The sequence below is a fragment of the Alteromonas sp. BMJM2 genome (assembly GCF_027257845.1).
Taxonomy (GTDB): Bacteria; Pseudomonadota; Gammaproteobacteria; order Enterobacterales; family Alteromonadaceae; genus Alteromonas.
The window spans coordinates 91,531-106,985 of record NZ_JAPVOT010000007.1; the positions used below are offsets into that span (position 1 = coordinate 91,531).

Sequence of the window (15,455 nt, forward strand, 5' to 3'; positions counted from 1 at the left end):
AGGCGATGACACTAGCCATAGACCAGCAAATTGTTAAGCAGGTTTTAGAGATCCCATCAGATCGTGTCACCCATTCCCCCTAATCCTTCCTTATTGAGTAATAAAAATGTTCAACACATCAGTAACTTCATTATTAAACAAAGCTGTAGCCTTATGCGAAGCAGCAGTAGCTAAAGCACAAGAACAGCAAAAGACCGCTGAACTAAAGCGTAAAGAGTTGCAGGCCAAACTTAAGCAAGAACAAGAAAAGGCTAACAAAGCCATGATTGACGAAGCTAACGCTGCAAACACGAAGACTAAGTTGAAAGAATTTATTGTTTCTTAGTAAGTAAACCAATTAAACAAACAGCCACCGTTAAGGTGGCTTTTTTGTGTCTGGAGAATATGTATGCCTATGTATGACGCCTTGGGCCGTAAAAAGAAACACAACGCAATGAATGATACTTGGGGCCATTTATATCCTGACCCCGGCACAAAGTACCCTGCAGTATTTCATGTAGCTACAAGCGAATATGGGGACACTGTTCTTTTAAGTGCTGACTACGAAAAAGTAGGAAACCCTTTAGACACGTTTATTTTTTCGCAGATTACAAATCTAGTAGACCCAACAGACGAACCAACTCTCTACAGAATTGATTGCCATCTATGGTTTTTTAAAAACTGTCACGACGCCTACCTCGGTGAAGAAGTAGGTAAACCAATTAAAGTAAAAATAAAAAAGGTTTGGAGCAACTAATGAACCCATTGTTTGAAAAACTACTCTACAAGGTACACTCTAACGGTAAGATAGGCACATGGAGTGTCCGTGTTACTGATGAAGGCACACACGCCCTAATGACTGTAGCGTCAGCGAAAGTCATAGGCGGCAAAGCAGTCGAAACACCAACTAAGTACACAGTAGGTAAGAATATTGGCCGTGCCAATGAAACCACACCACTGGAACAGGCAGTGCTTGAAGCCAAGAGTAAAGTAGCTAAGAAGCTAGACGGTGGTTACCTTTCTGATATACCAGTAGAGGGCGACACTGCTAAGAATGGACTTGGTTTCATTAAGCCGATGCTTGCGCAGCCTATCGATAAGGTTAAGCAGTGGGATTACCCAGTGTATGTGCAGCCTAAGTTTGACGGTCACCGTATGCTGGCCACAATCCAAGATCATAAAGTTGTGCTGTACTCACGCCAAGGCAAAGTACTTGATGTAGAGCACATCAGAGCAACACTTCAAGCAGCCTATGACGCAGACATTTGGACAGGCCGAGTACTGGACGGTGAAGTCTACGCTCACGGTGAGACACTGCAGACTATAAGCTCATGGGTCAAGAAACCTAAACCTGAGTCTCTTAGACTGGTTTATAACCTGTATGACGTTGATTGGGCATACCCTTATGGAGATAGAGTTAAGCTCCTAAACCAGTTACTAGATAACATTGAAACTACGCACCTTGATGGTACAGAAACCAGACTAGTGTATAGCGAGGAAGAACTAAACGACTTGCACGCTAAGTACATTGGGCTTGGTTACGAAGGCACTATTGTTCGTCAAGGCAATGCAGGTTATGAACAAGGCAAGCGCAGCAAGTCACTCATGAAAAAGAAGGACTTCCAAGATGCTGAGTTTCGAATCATTGACTCTCTACGGGGTAAACGCAATGAACGTAACAACACCGAAGTCGGAATCTATAAGTGTGTCACAGATGCCGGTGTCGAGTTTTCTGTCACAGCCCCAGGCAACGCACAAGAAAAGCATACTCACGCTATCAACGGTGGGCAAAACATTGGCCTTTATCTTACAGTCAAATACTTTAACCTTACACCAGATGGATGCCCATTCCATCCCGTTGCATTACGCATTCGAGAGGACGTATGAGCAGTACTGAACCTGAAGTAGAAGTAGAAGACGCTGAGGTATCAGTGACACATCGATGGGCTGAAATAGATGGTTGCTTAGTCCAACGAACTGGGTGGGTCAACTACGAAGGTGTAACCATTAGCCTTACTGGTAAAGACGTACCAACACCAGTGACCTTTGAACTCACTCACGAACAAGCAGCCATGCTTAAAGCTGTACTGTAGATACAACGAAGCCCCTTAATCGGGGCTTCTTTTATTCTGCAGGCTTAAAACCATCTGCAATGTAACAGCCCATTTTATAAATGAGTTGCGGCAAGAAGTAACCGATAACCGCACTTACCAAACTAAACGGTAAAAGAAAGTAAGCTTCATCGCTGCCTTGTTTGAAACCATCAATCTCAAACAGGTAAATAAACAAGCAAGAGAGAATGGCATAAGCTGAGAAAAGTATACTTATAACATTAGCTATTCTTTTATAGCCTACCCTTTTATTATTCATAAATTTCCTTACAACAAAATAGGACTACTATTGTATGAAAAATCAATACATTAAGCTAGGTTGGGTTTACCCAAAAGTCATGCTTGAACTGAAAGGTTTAACCTATGACAGTCTCACAAAACGTCGAACCCGTGGACACCTTGAAGAAGGTAAACATTGGAAGAAAGTTCAAGGTGTAATAATGTACCACTACGAACGCATCGACGAATTGTTTGAGGAACAGCATGACCAAGTTGCTTAGTGATTTCGCTAAGGAGTATAAAGGTGTACACCTACGGGGTGACTCTATATCTATCGATTTCCAATTTAAGGGAGTCAGGTGTAGAGAAACCCTGATTAATGTACGAGCGACAAAAGACAATATTAAGTTTGCTGCCAACAAGCGCACAACGATATTGCATGAAATCGTTATGCAAACTTTCTCCTATCGAAAACACTTCCCCAATTCAAAGAGAGCCAGTCAGTTTGAACCGGCACTCGTAGTACCTACCGTCGAAGAGTCATTACTACTTTGGCTTGAAGGCAAGAAGAGTGAAGTGTCTAAAAAGACACACGACTTAATGGAGAAGCGAGTACACAAGCACATCATACCCAAGTTTGGGCCACGCAAGATTGACACACTGCTACAGTCTGAGATCAAGCGTTGGAGAATGGTGGACTTGGGTGAGCTGGCTAACAAAACCATTAACGACATAATGACTCCGCTTCGTGGCATCTTTGCAGATGCACTCGCAGACAGAGTGATTGAGTTCAACCCGTGCGCTCATGTACCTAATTTAGATAAGGACTCAGAAGACAATGCTGACCCTTTCACAATGAAGGAACTTGAAGCCATAGAGAACACTGACACTCACATGTTGTCAGAACGTAACGCATTTATGTTCGCTGCGTGGACTGGTATGCGAATATCAGAGTGGATGGCTTTAGCCTGGGAAGATGTGGACTTCACACAACGCACCGTTAAGGTACAGCGTTCTGTTGTGTCACATGACTTAAAAGTGCCTAAGACCAAATCCAGTATTCGTACTATTCATTTGCTCGGGCAAGCTTACGACATATTAGTCGCACAGAAAGCCCTTACCTTTATGCTGTCGCCTATCCGATCGGAAGTAGGTCAATCAGATAAACGTCGAACCAAGAGTCAAAGACTGTCCTATGTATTTAGGCAGACTGGTTCAAACGAACCTTATGCATTAAGTGCAAAGTACAACTATGACTTTTTCACGAACCATTTGAAGAAAGCACAAGTGAGAGACAGAGGTGCCAATCAAGCTCGCCATACGTTCGCCAGTCAACTTTTAACGAAGGGTGTTAATGAACGTTGGATAATGAGAGAGATGGGTCATACGTCGATCACAATGTTCGAGAAACACTATGGTCGTTGGATCGATGAAGAGATGCCTGATATGGCAGATCAAGTCACAAAAATGTTCCAAAATGTCACAATCGCGTCACAGAGAAACACAGGGAACACTTAAGTACTTGATTTAAAACATAAAAATTGGTGCGGAAAGCGGGACTTGAACCCGCACGAGCTATGCTCACCACCCCCTCAAGATGGCGTGTCTACCAATTCCACCACTTCCGCAATAAACTTTTTACTCTGGCGTGTCGATACCATCAGTTGCCGGCACGTCGTCTTGTGTTTCATCAGTAACTGGGATATCAGATTGTGCAGGTACATCTTCTACCACTGGCACATCTGCATCACCTGGTACTTCGACTGCCGCAGGTACATCCAAATTGTTCCACTCGTCTTCGGCACTTTCGCGATTTGCCGTCATAGCACCGAGTGACAAGCTTATGAAAAAGAATAAGCCGGCCAAAATTGACGTTGTGCGAGTCATAAAATTGCCAGAGCCGCCTGAACCAAACACGGTGTTTGAACCACCCGAGCCAAAAGAAGCGCCCATGTCCGCCCCTTTACCTTGTTGGATTAACACGAACCCAATCAATAAGAGTGCAACAACTAGGTATGCTACTAAAAGCACTTCATAAATCATAAATACCTCGTCAGTTTGCCGCTTGGCAAATTGAAATAAAATCTTCAGCTTTTAAACTAGCCCCACCAATTAAACCGCCATCTACGTCTTTTTGTGAAAACAACGTTTGCGCATTATCAGGTTTCACGCTTCCACCGTATAAAATAGGAAGCTTGAGGGCCAAATCTGCGTCTACTTTATCAAAGTAACCGCGTATAAACTCGTGAACTTCTTGTGCCTGTTCAGGCGTAGCTGTTTTTCCTGTCCCTATGGCCCAAATTGGCTCATAAGCAATAACAGACTTTGACAACTCTTCAATTGAAAGCGTGGAAGTTAGTGCATCTAACTGCTCGCCAACAAAACGTTCTACGTCACCCGCTTCGCGGATTTCTAAAGACTCACCAACACAAATGATTGGTGTAACACCCGCCTCGACGCATTTCTTCGCTTTAAGCGCTACAAGTTCGTTAGACTCTTGTTGATCTTCCCTTCTTTCAGAGTGGCCAACAATGGCATAACGACAACCGGCATCCTTAATCATCTCTAATGACAACTCACCTGTGTGAGCTCCATTATCAAGGTGACTTACATTCTGAGCGCCTATAAAGAATGAATCGCCAGCAAAATGATGAAACAAAGTGGACGGTGAACAAATCACTACGTTCGTTTCACATTGCACTGCATTAAACTTCTCATTGAAGTCGGCAACAAGTGCTGTGTCTCCGTTCATCTTCCAGTTTCCAGCAACCAGAGACTGTCTTATTTTATTACTCACTTTGTCGACCTTAGCCCTGTCTTTTAGCGGGCGTGATATTAACTATTTACAACGTAAGATACAAGTATAAAAAGCGAAATTTCCTGCTACACCAACTAATTGGCGAGATTACGAACAGTTTCTGCAATATGTTCTGCCCATTTCTCAGACTTTTGCTCTTCGTTAGATTCAACCATAACTCTTATTAATGGCTCCGTACCACTTTTCCGCAGTAATACTCTGCCAGTTTTGCCTAAGGCAGCCTCAGCTTCCAGTTTTGCATTTTGTACATCGTGATGAGCTAGATAGTCTGTATCTTGTTTTGTGTATCGAACGTTTACTAATGTTTGAGGATACATTTCAAAACCGCTGGCTAAATCATGTAAGTCCAAATGAGATCGTAGCATGGCAGCAAGCACCTGTAGACCAGCCACAATACCATCTCCTGTCGAGCACATAGAAAGATTAAGAATGTGCCCTGAGCTCTCTCCGCCAATAGACCAGCCTTTTTGCTGAAGAAGCTCCATAACGTAACGATCGCCCACTTTACTTCTTGCAAATGGAACACCCAACTTACTCAGGGCATTTTCCAACCCTAAGTTGCTCATAAGTGTTCCAACCACCCCCCCCTGCATCTGACCATTTTTAAGAGCATCGCGCGCAATGATATAAACAATCTGATCGCCATCAAGTACATTACCCAGATGATCAACCATCATGAGTCTGTCGCCATCTCCGTCTAGTGCAAATCCAAGGTCTGCGCCCGTTTCTTTCACCTTGGCAACGATACCGTCCATAGCCGTAGCACCGACTTGATCATTGATATTTAGACCATTTGGCGCGGTACCAATTTCAATGACGTTAGCACCAAGTTCTCTCAGTACGTTCGGCGCGATATGATAGGTAGCACCGTGGGCGCAATCGACCACAATCTTTAAACCGGTAAGGGATAGTTCAGAGGGGAATGTACCTTTACAAAATTCGATGTAGCGGCCAGCTGCGTCATCTATACGCGTAGCCTTGCCTAATTTGTCAGAAGCAACGCATGTCATTGGCCGCTCAAGCATTTCTTCTATAGCCAGTTCAATGTCATCGTCAAGCTTAAAACCTTGAGCGGAAAAAAACTTAATGCCATTATCGTAATAAGGATTGTGCGACGCACTGATAACAATGCCGGCTTCAGAACGGAATGTTTTGGTAAGGTATGCTATTGCAGGCGTCGGCATTGGACCAAGAAGTCCGATGTTGATACCCGCCGCTGAAAGCCCTGCTTCTAATGAAGACTCAAGCATGTACCCAGAAATACGTGTATCTTTACCAATAAGCACCTTATTAGTACCTCGGCCTGCGAGTACTTTACCCGCAGCCCAGCCTAATTTGATGCAAAACTCAGGATTAATGCTACTTTCGCCGACCTTGCCACGGATACCGTCGGTACCAAAATATTTACGCTGACTCATTATTATTCCTTATTACATTTTATTCAGCATTTTCACGATATTCACGGCATCCGCCGTTTCTTGCACATCGTGTACACGTATAATGTGTGCGCCCATTTGAGCAACAATTGTAGCGAGTGCTATGCTTCCAGCCAAGCGTTCGTCCACATTTCTATCTAATAACTTTCCAATCATAGATTTTCGAGACATGCCCACTAAAACAGGAAGACCTAGTGCCATGATATCAGGAAGATATTTCACCAAAGCATAATTGTGTTCAAGGGATTTCCCAAAGCCATAACCAGGGTCTAACAATATAGATGACTTGTCTATTCCTACACTTTTACAGGCTTCAATCCGCTCAAGCAAAAACTGGCTAACATCTGCTACTACATCATTATACTTAGGATGAGATTGCATGGTCCGTGGCTGACCCAGCATGTGCATTAGACAAACAGGAACTTTTGCCTTTGATGCCGCTACTAGCGCGCCTGGTTCACGAAGCGCTCTTACGTCGTTGATTAAACCGGCACCAGCGTTAACGGCCTCTGTCATCACCTGCGCTTTGCTTGTGTCTATTGAAATGACACAGTCGCTATTTGCCGAAATGGCTTCAATAACTGGAATGGTTCTGTCCAATTCTTCTTGAAGCGCCACTTCTTTTGCGCCTGGACGAGTAGACTCTCCACCAATATCAATAAACGTAGCGCCCTGCTCAACCATCTTAAGTGCATGCTGAACTGCATGTTGAGTGGACGTGTGTTGTCCACCATCAGAAAAAGAATCGGGGGTGACATTTAAAATACCCATAATTCGAGGTTCAGAAAGATTGATAGAGTGATTGGCAAACTGCATTAAAAAACTCGTTAATATTTGTAGATTACAGTGTCTATAATAAAAAACGCCAGATTAACTGGCGTTTTTTTGATTACAAAAAATAGTGTAAAGAGGTGCTAGCTAGGAATATCGCCTGGCTTTCCGACTGAAGATTTGTCTACACCATCGTTTTTGATCTCACCTTCTTTAACAGGCGAACCGCCGCTTGGCTTATCACCACCCGAAGGCTTACTGTCGTCCCAGTCTGCGGGAGGACGCACTTCCGTTCGGTTCATCAAATCATCAATCTGCCTAGCATCGATAGTTTCATACTTCATCAGCGCGTCTTTCATCGTGTGAAGAACATCTTTATTGTCTTCTAAAATCTGCTGCGCTCTTTCATAATTGCGGTCTATAAGTGACTTGATTTCAGCATCGATAGCACGAGCCGTATCATCAGACATACTCGACGCTCTCGACATTGAATTACCAAGGAATACTTCGCCCTCTTCTTCTGCGTAAAGCATAGGTCCCATCTTTGTAGATAGTCCCCATTGAGTTACCATTTTACGAGCAATATCAGTAGCACGCTCAATATCGTTTGATGCACCAGTAGTCACTTTGTCATCGCCGTAAATTATCTGCTCTGCAATTCGACCACCAAACAGGCTGGAAATCATACTTTCTAGATGCTGTTTAGAATGACTTACGCGGTCTTTCTCAGGCAAGTACATGGTTACACCAAGTGCTCTACCACGAGGGATGATTGACACTTTGTAAACAGGGTCGTGCTCTGGCACTATCCGACCTACAATTGCGTGACCTGCTTCGTGATAAGCCGTCATTTCTTTTTCAGACTCGGACATCACCATTGACTTGCGCTCAGAGCCCATCATGATTTTGTCTTTCGCTTTCTCGAACTCTTCCATGGCAACAACTCGCTTGCTGCCGCGGGCGGCGAATAAAGCAGCCTCGTTCACCAGGTTTGCTAGGTCAGCACCAGAAAAACCCGGTGTTCCTCTCGCAATCAACGATGCTTCAACGTTGTCTGCGATAGGGACTTTGCGCATGTGAACTTTAAGAATTTGCTCACGACCGCGAATATCAGGAAGACCAACAATAACCTGACGGTCAAAACGACCTGGACGAAGTAATGCAGGGTCAAGTACGTCTGGGCGGTTAGTTGCCGCAATAACGATGATCCCTTCGTGACCTTCAAAGCCATCCATTTCAACTAGCATCTGGTTAAGCGTTTGCTCACGCTCATCATGACCGCCGCCTAGGCCTGCGCCACGCTTACGACCAACCGCGTCAATCTCGTCAATAAAGATAATGCAGGGTGCTGCTTTTTTCGCTTGCTCGAACATATCACGCACGCGTGATGCACCTACGCCCACAAACATTTCAACAAAGTCAGAACCCGAGATGCTAAAGAATGGTACTTTTGCTTCACCGGCGATGGCTTTTGCTAGTAGCGTTTTACCCGTTCCCGGAGGACCGACCATTAACACGCCTTTGGGAATTTTACCGCCAAGCTTTTGGAATTTCGATGGATCGCGTAAAAAGTCGACTAATTCAGACACGTCTTCTTTTGCCTCGTCGCAACCTGCAACGTCTGCAAACGTAGTCTTTATCTGGTCTTCACCTAACAAGCGCGCTTTGCTCTTGCCAAACGACATGGCACCTTTGCCGCCGCCGCCCTGCATCTGGCGCATAAAGAATATCCATACTCCAATTAACAGTAACATTGGGAACCAAGATATAAATATCGACGCGAGAAGTGATTGCTCCTCCGGCGGTTCACCATAAACTCTTACATCATTTTTTACCAAGTCTGAAACCAGCTTGTCATCGAAATAAGGTACGAAAGTTTGAAAAGATTCACCTGAGCGCTTAGTTCCACGAATTTCGCCATCATTATTAATGCGAACTTCACGAATATTGCCCTGCTCTGCTTCTCTTAGAAATGTTGTGTAGTCAGTTTGTGAACGAGCTGATTCACTCGGTGAAAAGCTCTGGAAAACCGACATCAATACAACGGCGATAACCAACCATAAGATTAAATTTTTTGCCATGTCGCTCAATGCTACTAACCTCTATAAATCCGAACTGGTGCAGTATTAACCAAGTTGTTGGTTCAATATACAAAACAGTTCGCAACAAAAATCGCTTAATTCAAAGCGTACTACACTTTATACCCACAAGCCACCAAATACACCTCACGAGAACGGGATCTCGACGACGCAGGCTTACGCGTTTTTATGGTGGTGAAGGATTGTTTGAGCGAATTCATAAATTCAACAAAACCTTCACCTTGAAACACTTTAATGACGAATGAGCCACCCGGCTTCAACACTTGATGACACATATCTAACGCCAGCTCGCACAAGTACATAGAACGAGACTGATCCACCGCCGAATTACCAGCTAAGTTAGGTGCCATGTCAGACAACACTATATCTACGGTGTTCCCACCAATTCTGTTCAATAATGCATTTAAAACTTCTTCTTCGCGAAAATCACCCTGAAGAAAGTCTACACCTACAATTGAATCCATAGGTAAAATGTCACAAGCGATAACCTGACCTTTGTCGCCGACTAACTTTGCAGAGAGCTGTGACCAACCACCGGGAGCAGCTCCTAAATCGACTAGTGTCATTCCAGGCTTTATTAATTTATCTTTATTCTGAATTTCTTCCAGTTTATAGATAGCGCGAGACCGCCAACCCTCTTTCTGCGCTTTTTGCACATAATGGTCGTCGAAATGTTCTTTGAGCCAACGTTTACTGCTGGCGGATTGGTTCTTTTTTGTCATTCAATTACAATGTTATTAGGATTGTAGGGAAGATGGCGTTAGAATACGTTATTTCAAGCATAAACTAACAGAATAATTGTAAGAATATTTATTAAATGAAACTTTCAAATAAACAGAAACAATTTCTTAAAGGCCTAGCACACCCAATGAAACCAATCGTACAGCTCGGTTCAAACGGCCTCACTGAGGGCGTAGTAGCGGAAATTGATAGCGCCTTAAATCATCATGAACTGATCAAAGTAAAAGTGCCCTCTGACGATCGCGAAGAAAAATCGTTGATAATGGATGCCATCATTCGCGAAACTAACGCACACAAACTTCAGGTCATAGGTCACACGCTAATTATTTACCGTCCTAGCGAAGACTGTAAAATTCAGTTGCCAAAATAAGGAAGCTTTTGGTGCTGGCATAGGCTAGCGCCATAGTTTTTCCTACCAATTCCCGTTAACATCTTGTTAAAACAACGAGAACAAACGGGAAATCAATGCTGTTAACTAATCTTACTGCAATAGTCACTGGCGGCTGCTCTGGTCTAGGCCATGCAACTGCGGTTGCACTTAGAGGCGCCGGCGTTAAAGTTAGTCTTTTCGATTTAAATGACGAACAAGGCGCACAGCGCGTATCTGAACTAGGTGAAGAAGGCACGCTTTTTTCTCACGTAGACGTCCGCGACGAAGATCAGGTTCAACGAGGAATCGACGCTACCACTGCAAAATTTGGCGCCATAAGTATGGTAGTTAACTGCGCCGGTATCGCGCCAGCAAAACGCTTACTCGACAGAGAAGGCAACCCTGCCCCACTCGGCGACTTTCAAAAAACTATTGATATAAACCTCGTGGGCAGCTTTAACGTTGCGCGGCTTGTTGCTGCAACAATGGCAAAGCAGTCTCCTATCAATGATGAGGGTGAACGCGGCCTTATCATTAATACGGCATCGGTAGCTGGCTATGAGGGCCAAATAGGTCAAACTGCTTACGCAGCAAGTAAAGGCGGCATCATTGGTCTTACCCTACCTATGGCTCGAGACCTAGCGCCGTTAGGCATTCGCGTAAATACTATCGCGCCTGGCGTGATGGGCACGCCAATGCTGCTTGCCATGCCAGAAAAAGTGCAAGAAGCGCTATCAGCAAACGTACAGTTTCCAAAGCGTTTAGGTTTGCCTGAAGAGTTTGCAAAACTGGTCATGCAGATAGCTGACAACACCTATATCAACGGCGAAACCATTCGCTTGGACGGTGGCCTGCGAATGCCTCCTAAATAAACTGGGTAGCTAGAATAATATAGCAACTGTCGATATGCGCTCACATGGTGAGTGGTAAAAAAACTGCAGCGCCGAAGTCACATAATTGACAATGCCGCGCTTTTTTTATTTTACCGTATTCTCCTCAACAACGTCGTGTTGTTGAGTGAGGTAGGCAGCCTGTCTTGCCTTCTCAAGCTCAAGGACGGTAAATTCGACATTTGGCTTCACCATAAACGTATCTAAAATCGGCATAATCTTTTTGGCAAATAACTCACTTGCATCCCGATCGAAAAACTGAGAAACACCCGCAGCATTAGAAAGCGCGTAATAGGCCTCTTTGGTTAACGGCGACGAATCTTGTCGAGCAAATTTATTTGGCGACAACACACCTAAACTTTTATTTAATGTAGACTGAACGTCATGTCGAGCGGCAAATGCCAAGAATTGCTTGGCTAACGAAATATTATTGGCCTTATTGGGAATAATAAGAACATCGATAGGCGCCTCTTCATAAGTCGCAACACGCTCATCTAGTTGTGGAAATGGGAAATATCCAAGCCTAGGTACCGCTGTCTCCTGAATATCCTGAATAACGTAATTGCCAATCATGGACATACCTACCAAATCACGAAATAAAAACGGCAGCCCTTCACGCCAAGTAAGCTCATCGTGATCAGAAATGAAATACCCTTTTTCTATTGGCTCTAACCATGCATTAAGCACTGAAATCACACGTTCGTCAGTGAAGGGAATATGCCCGGAGGTTAATTGTTGATGAAAGTCGAGCCCATTAATTCTAAGGTTTAAATAGTCGAACCATGCTGCGGCTGGCCAGTTACTTTTCGTACCGATAAATATGGGTGGATAACCAGCTTGCTTGATTAATTCACAGGCGGCCATAAAATCTTGCCAAGAAGACGGCTCTGAAAGTGAAAGTTGATTGAATATACTCTTTGAGTAGTAAAATCCAATTTGATAATACGAAATTGGCACACCATAAAATTGATTATCTCGAATTAGCGTTTTTTTAACGCTTTGCTCAAAGGCTGCTCCCAAACCCTGTTGCTGCCAGACATCGTCAACAGATAGCACGAGTCCGTCATCAACATACTCAAATAGACGCTGTCCGGAGTGCCAATATAGAACATCGAAACGGCTATCTGAGGAGACCATTGTAGGAAATGAACGTTTATATTCTTCGCTACTTAACGTGGTGTAACGAACCGTTACGTCTAGATTTTGCTTTTCGAACTCTCGCGCCAATATGTAAAACGTCTCACGCTGGGCACTGGTTGAAATTGAAACACCGACATTAAGTTCCTCGGCAATACCAGTGCCTGGTGAAGCACTGTAAATAAAAAGTATTGTCAGAAGGTATGAAGCTGCCTTGGACACATAGCTGGAAACCCAATTCACATCACCCATAAAACCTTCCTTCTTTATCCACTTCTTATCAATATCTATGGTAACTGGTTTAATGAGTTTGCCTATTGAACTTTGGTAGCTAAAACCTCTGAAACAATTCTCACCATACTATTCACCATCCCCACCACTAACGATTAACGCAATATTGTATAACCTGTTTACGGCATGGTAATTAATTGAATTTTTCGGGTATCTTCCCTTACTGCTTAGTTTGCCCGCCTCTTGCTGCATTAATATAGTTAGCGCGTCGTCTACGGTCTCCACTGTGTATACGTGAAACAGCCCTTTTTTCACCGCATCAATGACGGTCGCATCTAGCACTAAATTAATAGCATTGGATTTAGGTATAATAACGCCTTGAGTACCCGTAAGTCCGCGGTATTGACAGAGTTCAAAGAAACCCTCAATTTTTTCATTCACTCCCCCCACTGCCTGCACTTCACCGTATTGGTTTATTGAACCGGTAATGGCCAATGTTTGCAGGCAAGGGATTTCCGTTAAGGCAGAAATAAGTGCAACTAGCTCACCTAACGATGCACTGTCACCATCGATGTGACCATATGACTGCTCAAGGGCAATATTGGCCGATAAGGTTAACGGAAAATGCTGGGCATATTTGTTACCTAAGTAACCATTAAGCAGCATAACCCCCTTAGAGTGTATAGGCTGCCCTAATTCTACTTCTCGCTCAATATCAACAACGCCGCTTGCGCCAGCGAATACCGTTGCAGTAATACGGGCAGGTGTACCGAATGCCGTATCTCCAACATCTAATACCGTTAGCCCGTTTACCTTCCCCACTGCTTTATTTTCGGTGTCGATAAGAACGTGGCCTTCCTTTATATCATTGAGAAGACTTTGACTGACTCGACCGGTTCGACGTTTTTTTGAGTCAAGAGCGGTAACTAAATGTCCAAGTTCAATTTCGCTCGCACCGGCCATAGCACAAAAGTAATGCGCTTCATTAACTAGCTCTATTACCTCTGCAAAGTGTGCCGATAGTTTTTCTTTATGCTCAGCATTTCGCAATGAAAACTGAACCAAGCGGCACATGGCATTTGCGGTAATTCCACTTAGCCCTAATGACACTAAATGGGCGCGAATTTTTCCAACAAAGTCGAATAAGGTTTGACGAGTGACTGGAATCTCTAAATCGAAATCGACCAGTACGCGGAATAGCTCATCAAATTCGTCATCGTAGTCTTGCAAGGTGTAATACAAGTCTCGAGAACCAAGCAGAACAACTTTTACTGTCAAATCTATGGGCTGTGGATTTAGCGTGATGTTATTTACCATACCAACGTCTTGCTGGGGTAAATCCATTCTTAATCGCCCCGACTTAATAGCAAGCTTTAAGGTATCCCATACAAAGGGTTGATCGATAAGCCGATCAACATCCAGCAGTAAATAACCGCCATTAGCACGGTGTAAGGCACCTGGCTGAATCATTCTGTAGTTGGTAAACACACTGCCGTGAATGTTGGTATATTCAATTTTTCCAAATAGATTTTGGTAAGTAGGGTTTGGCTCATAAATAACGGGGGCAGCATCGTCGCGCTTATTGGCTACTAATACATTAGGTAAAAGCTGCTCTTCCAAAAATATCTTTCTGTCAAAGTCGTCACTTTTCTCTTCTTTCTGTTCTTCTTGGTGAATAACGAGAATGGCATTGACCAGAGCGGTTTTTAGCTGCTTGAGATACTTCATGACGCCGAGATTAGCGGCGTATTGGTGTTCAAGGTCTTTTATTAGGGCTTTAATTCCTTGCTCTGCAGTCACCCTATCAAGTTCTCGAAGACGCTCGGAGTTTTCTCGCTTCCACGCCGGGAGACTTAACAAGCCTTCGCTTAATCTATTCTCTAATTCATCCACCAGTGCATAAAAATGTTGGCGTTGCTGCTCACTGAGCGTAGCAACGTGACTATCGTTGGCGGGTTTTCCGTCGACAATAGGAACAAATGTGATAGCGCCACTTTCCTCAAACATGGCAATTTCATTGGCGTTAGCATAGCGCTCTACCGCGTCGATGGCCTCGTCGTACTTTTGTTCAAAATCGCGAGAAATAGAGGCCCGTTTGCGCTGATATCCAGGGTTGTCGAAAGCCACAGGAAATGTGTCTAACACGTCGTCGATAAGTTGGGCGATATCTTTTTGAAAAACCTTACCACCGCCAGGAGGAAAACGAAGGGCCACAGGCTCACGCTCTTCGTCGAAGTTATTGATGTAGCACCAATCATCAGGCGAGCTCAACCGCGCAACTTGTCGCTCTATGTAGTCTTTTACTAACGTAAATCGACCAGTAGCAGGCTCACCCATCACATATAAGTTATACCCAATGGCATCAATCCCTAAACCAAAGGTCAAGGCTTCTCTCGCCCTTTCTTGTCCAATAAAGGTGGCGTTAAGCGCCTGCTCATCTTTAAGCGCGCTGTTTATTACTCGTCTGTTTATTGTGGGCGTTAAGGCATCGGTTGCTAACGCAAAGGCTTTACTGTCGACTGACATATGATTCTTTTTATAGTGCTTTTAAGTAAGTGAAACTCTATTTAACTGGGGTGTCAAACCCTTATCGCTTCTAGGCATGTTTTCGTAGTGTAAATGACTAAGAATCAGACAAACACAAACCACCACT

Annotated in this window: 17 protein-coding genes and 1 tRNA gene; 8 read left to right on the plus strand and 10 right to left on the minus strand. The window is 44.0% G+C overall.

Features of this window, described 5'->3' with window-relative positions; all coding sequences use genetic code 11:
* The first annotated feature begins 106 nt into the window (after nt 1-106).
* From O9X84_RS09625 to O9X84_RS09640, 4 genes are all read left to right on the plus strand, one after another.
* Nucleotides 107-325: a hypothetical protein gene (locus O9X84_RS09625; protein ID WP_269519525.1), complete on the plus strand. Its 219-nt coding sequence runs from the start codon at nt 107-109 to the stop codon at nt 323-325.
* Between the two features lie 63 nt (nt 326-388).
* Nucleotides 389-736, plus strand: a complete 348-nt coding sequence (locus O9X84_RS09630; RefSeq protein WP_269519526.1) for a hypothetical protein — start codon at nt 389-391, stop codon at nt 734-736.
* Nucleotides 736-1,866, plus strand: coding sequence for an ATP-dependent DNA ligase (locus tag O9X84_RS09635; RefSeq protein WP_269519527.1), 1,131 nt, complete (start codon nt 736-738; stop codon nt 1,864-1,866). Before O9X84_RS09630 ends, O9X84_RS09635 begins: the two co-directional genes overlap by 1 nt.
* Nucleotides 1,863-2,072, plus strand: coding sequence for a hypothetical protein (locus O9X84_RS09640; RefSeq protein WP_269519528.1), 210 nt, complete (start codon nt 1,863-1,865; stop codon nt 2,070-2,072). The genes O9X84_RS09635 and O9X84_RS09640 overlap by 4 nt, the downstream gene beginning before the upstream one ends.
* A gap of 31 nt (nt 2,073-2,103) precedes the next feature.
* On the opposite strand, the gene O9X84_RS09645 is transcribed toward O9X84_RS09640, so the two are convergent.
* On the minus strand, nt 2,104-2,349 hold the full coding sequence (locus O9X84_RS09645) for a hypothetical protein (RefSeq protein ID WP_269519529.1): 246 nt from the start codon (nt 2,347-2,349) through the stop codon (nt 2,104-2,106).
* 34 nt (nt 2,350-2,383) lie between these two features.
* On the opposite strand from O9X84_RS09645, the gene xisR reads away from it, so the two are divergent.
* Both xisR and O9X84_RS09655 read left to right on the plus strand, forming a co-directional pair.
* Nucleotides 2,384-2,590 (plus strand): excisionase family protein, encoded by a 207-nt coding sequence (xisR, locus tag O9X84_RS09650; RefSeq protein ID WP_269519530.1) that lies wholly within the window; start codon nt 2,384-2,386, stop codon nt 2,588-2,590.
* Nucleotides 2,574-3,827 carry a tyrosine-type recombinase/integrase gene (locus tag O9X84_RS09655; RefSeq protein ID WP_269519531.1) on the plus strand — a complete coding sequence of 418 codons (1,254 nt, stop codon included), beginning with the start codon at nt 2,574-2,576 and terminating at the stop codon, nt 3,825-3,827. Before xisR ends, O9X84_RS09655 begins: the two co-directional genes overlap by 17 nt.
* 24 nt (nt 3,828-3,851) lie before the next feature.
* On the opposite strand, the gene O9X84_RS09660 is transcribed toward O9X84_RS09655, so the two are convergent.
* The 7 genes from O9X84_RS09660 to rlmE form a co-directional block, all read right to left on the minus strand.
* Nucleotides 3,852-3,937: transfer RNA gene (locus tag O9X84_RS09660), tRNA-Leu, on the minus strand.
* Nucleotides 3,938-3,947: 10 nt separating this feature from the next.
* Nucleotides 3,948-4,352 (minus strand): preprotein translocase subunit SecG, encoded by a 405-nt coding sequence (gene secG / locus O9X84_RS09665; protein ID WP_269519532.1) that lies wholly within the window; start codon nt 4,350-4,352, stop codon nt 3,948-3,950.
* A gap of 10 nt (nt 4,353-4,362) precedes the next feature.
* Nucleotides 4,363-5,106, minus strand: coding sequence for a triose-phosphate isomerase (tpiA, locus tag O9X84_RS09670; protein WP_269519533.1), 744 nt, complete (start codon nt 5,104-5,106; stop codon nt 4,363-4,365).
* Between the two features lie 95 nt (nt 5,107-5,201).
* Nucleotides 5,202-6,545, minus strand: a complete 1,344-nt coding sequence (glmM, locus tag O9X84_RS09675; protein WP_269519534.1) for a phosphoglucosamine mutase — start codon at nt 6,543-6,545, stop codon at nt 5,202-5,204.
* A 12-nt stretch (nt 6,546-6,557) separates the two neighbouring features.
* Nucleotides 6,558-7,379 carry a dihydropteroate synthase gene (folP, locus tag O9X84_RS09680; RefSeq protein WP_269519535.1) on the minus strand — a complete coding sequence of 274 codons (822 nt, stop codon included), beginning with the start codon at nt 7,377-7,379 and terminating at the stop codon, nt 6,558-6,560.
* 98 nt (nt 7,380-7,477) lie between these two features.
* The gene (gene ftsH, locus O9X84_RS09685; protein ID WP_269519536.1) at nt 7,478-9,424 is read right to left on the minus strand and encodes an ATP-dependent zinc metalloprotease FtsH; all 1,947 of its coding nucleotides are present in this window, start codon (nt 9,422-9,424) and stop codon (nt 7,478-7,480) included.
* Between the two features lie 101 nt (nt 9,425-9,525).
* Nucleotides 9,526-10,155: a 23S rRNA (uridine(2552)-2'-O)-methyltransferase RlmE gene (gene rlmE, locus O9X84_RS09690; protein WP_032096499.1), complete on the minus strand. Its 630-nt coding sequence runs from the start codon at nt 10,153-10,155 to the stop codon at nt 9,526-9,528.
* Nucleotides 10,156-10,250: 95 nt separating this feature from the next.
* On the opposite strand from rlmE, the gene yhbY reads away from it, so the two are divergent.
* Both yhbY and O9X84_RS09700 read left to right on the plus strand, forming a co-directional pair.
* Nucleotides 10,251-10,544: a ribosome assembly RNA-binding protein YhbY gene (gene yhbY, locus O9X84_RS09695; protein WP_269519537.1), complete on the plus strand. Its 294-nt coding sequence runs from the start codon at nt 10,251-10,253 to the stop codon at nt 10,542-10,544.
* Between the two features lie 95 nt (nt 10,545-10,639).
* Entirely contained in the window at nt 10,640-11,416 is a 777-nt protein-coding gene (locus O9X84_RS09700; protein WP_269519538.1) for an SDR family NAD(P)-dependent oxidoreductase, read from the plus strand.
* A gap of 105 nt (nt 11,417-11,521) precedes the next feature.
* Here O9X84_RS09700 and O9X84_RS09705 read toward each other — a convergent pair whose 3' ends face one another.
* Both O9X84_RS09705 and O9X84_RS09710 read right to left on the minus strand, forming a co-directional pair.
* The gene (locus O9X84_RS09705; protein WP_269519539.1) at nt 11,522-12,823 is read right to left on the minus strand and encodes an ABC transporter substrate-binding protein; all 1,302 of its coding nucleotides are present in this window, start codon (nt 12,821-12,823) and stop codon (nt 11,522-11,524) included.
* A gap of 108 nt (nt 12,824-12,931) precedes the next feature.
* On the minus strand, nt 12,932-15,328 hold the full coding sequence (locus tag O9X84_RS09710; RefSeq protein ID WP_269519540.1) for a Lon protease family protein: 2,397 nt from the start codon (nt 15,326-15,328) through the stop codon (nt 12,932-12,934).
* Between the last annotated feature and the right edge of the window lie 127 nt (nt 15,329-15,455).

Excerpts from the sequence above, each read along its gene's own strand:
- O9X84_RS09625 (WP_269519525.1), top strand. The coding sequence starts at position 107 with ATGTTCAACACATCAGTAACTTCATTATTAAACAAAGCTGTAGCCTTA.
- O9X84_RS09630 (WP_269519526.1), top strand. The coding sequence starts at position 389 with ATGCCTATGTATGACGCCTTGGGCCGTAAAAAGAAACACAACGCAATG.
- O9X84_RS09635 (WP_269519527.1), top strand. The coding sequence starts at position 736 with ATGAACCCATTGTTTGAAAAACTACTCTACAAGGTACACTCTAACGGT.
- O9X84_RS09640 (WP_269519528.1), top strand. The coding sequence starts at position 1,863 with ATGAGCAGTACTGAACCTGAAGTAGAAGTAGAAGACGCTGAGGTATCA.
- O9X84_RS09645 (WP_269519529.1), bottom strand. The coding sequence starts at position 2,349 with ATGAATAATAAAAGGGTAGGCTATAAAAGAATAGCTAATGTTATAAGT.
- xisR (WP_269519530.1), top strand. The coding sequence starts at position 2,384 with ATGAAAAATCAATACATTAAGCTAGGTTGGGTTTACCCAAAAGTCATG.
- O9X84_RS09655 (WP_269519531.1), top strand. The coding sequence starts at position 2,574 with ATGACCAAGTTGCTTAGTGATTTCGCTAAGGAGTATAAAGGTGTACAC.
- secG (WP_269519532.1), bottom strand. The coding sequence starts at position 4,352 with ATGATTTATGAAGTGCTTTTAGTAGCATACCTAGTTGTTGCACTCTTA.
- glmM (WP_269519534.1), bottom strand. The coding sequence starts at position 6,545 with ATGAGTCAGCGTAAATATTTTGGTACCGACGGTATCCGTGGCAAGGTC.
- folP (WP_269519535.1), bottom strand. The coding sequence starts at position 7,379 with ATGCAGTTTGCCAATCACTCTATCAATCTTTCTGAACCTCGAATTATG.
- rlmE (WP_032096499.1), bottom strand. The coding sequence starts at position 10,155 with ATGACAAAAAAGAACCAATCCGCCAGCAGTAAACGTTGGCTCAAAGAA.
- yhbY (WP_269519537.1), top strand. The coding sequence starts at position 10,251 with ATGAAACTTTCAAATAAACAGAAACAATTTCTTAAAGGCCTAGCACAC.
- O9X84_RS09700 (WP_269519538.1), top strand. The coding sequence starts at position 10,640 with ATGCTGTTAACTAATCTTACTGCAATAGTCACTGGCGGCTGCTCTGGT.
- O9X84_RS09705 (WP_269519539.1), bottom strand. The coding sequence starts at position 12,823 with ATGGGTGATGTGAATTGGGTTTCCAGCTATGTGTCCAAGGCAGCTTCA.
- O9X84_RS09710 (WP_269519540.1), bottom strand. The coding sequence starts at position 15,328 with ATGTCAGTCGACAGTAAAGCCTTTGCGTTAGCAACCGATGCCTTAACG.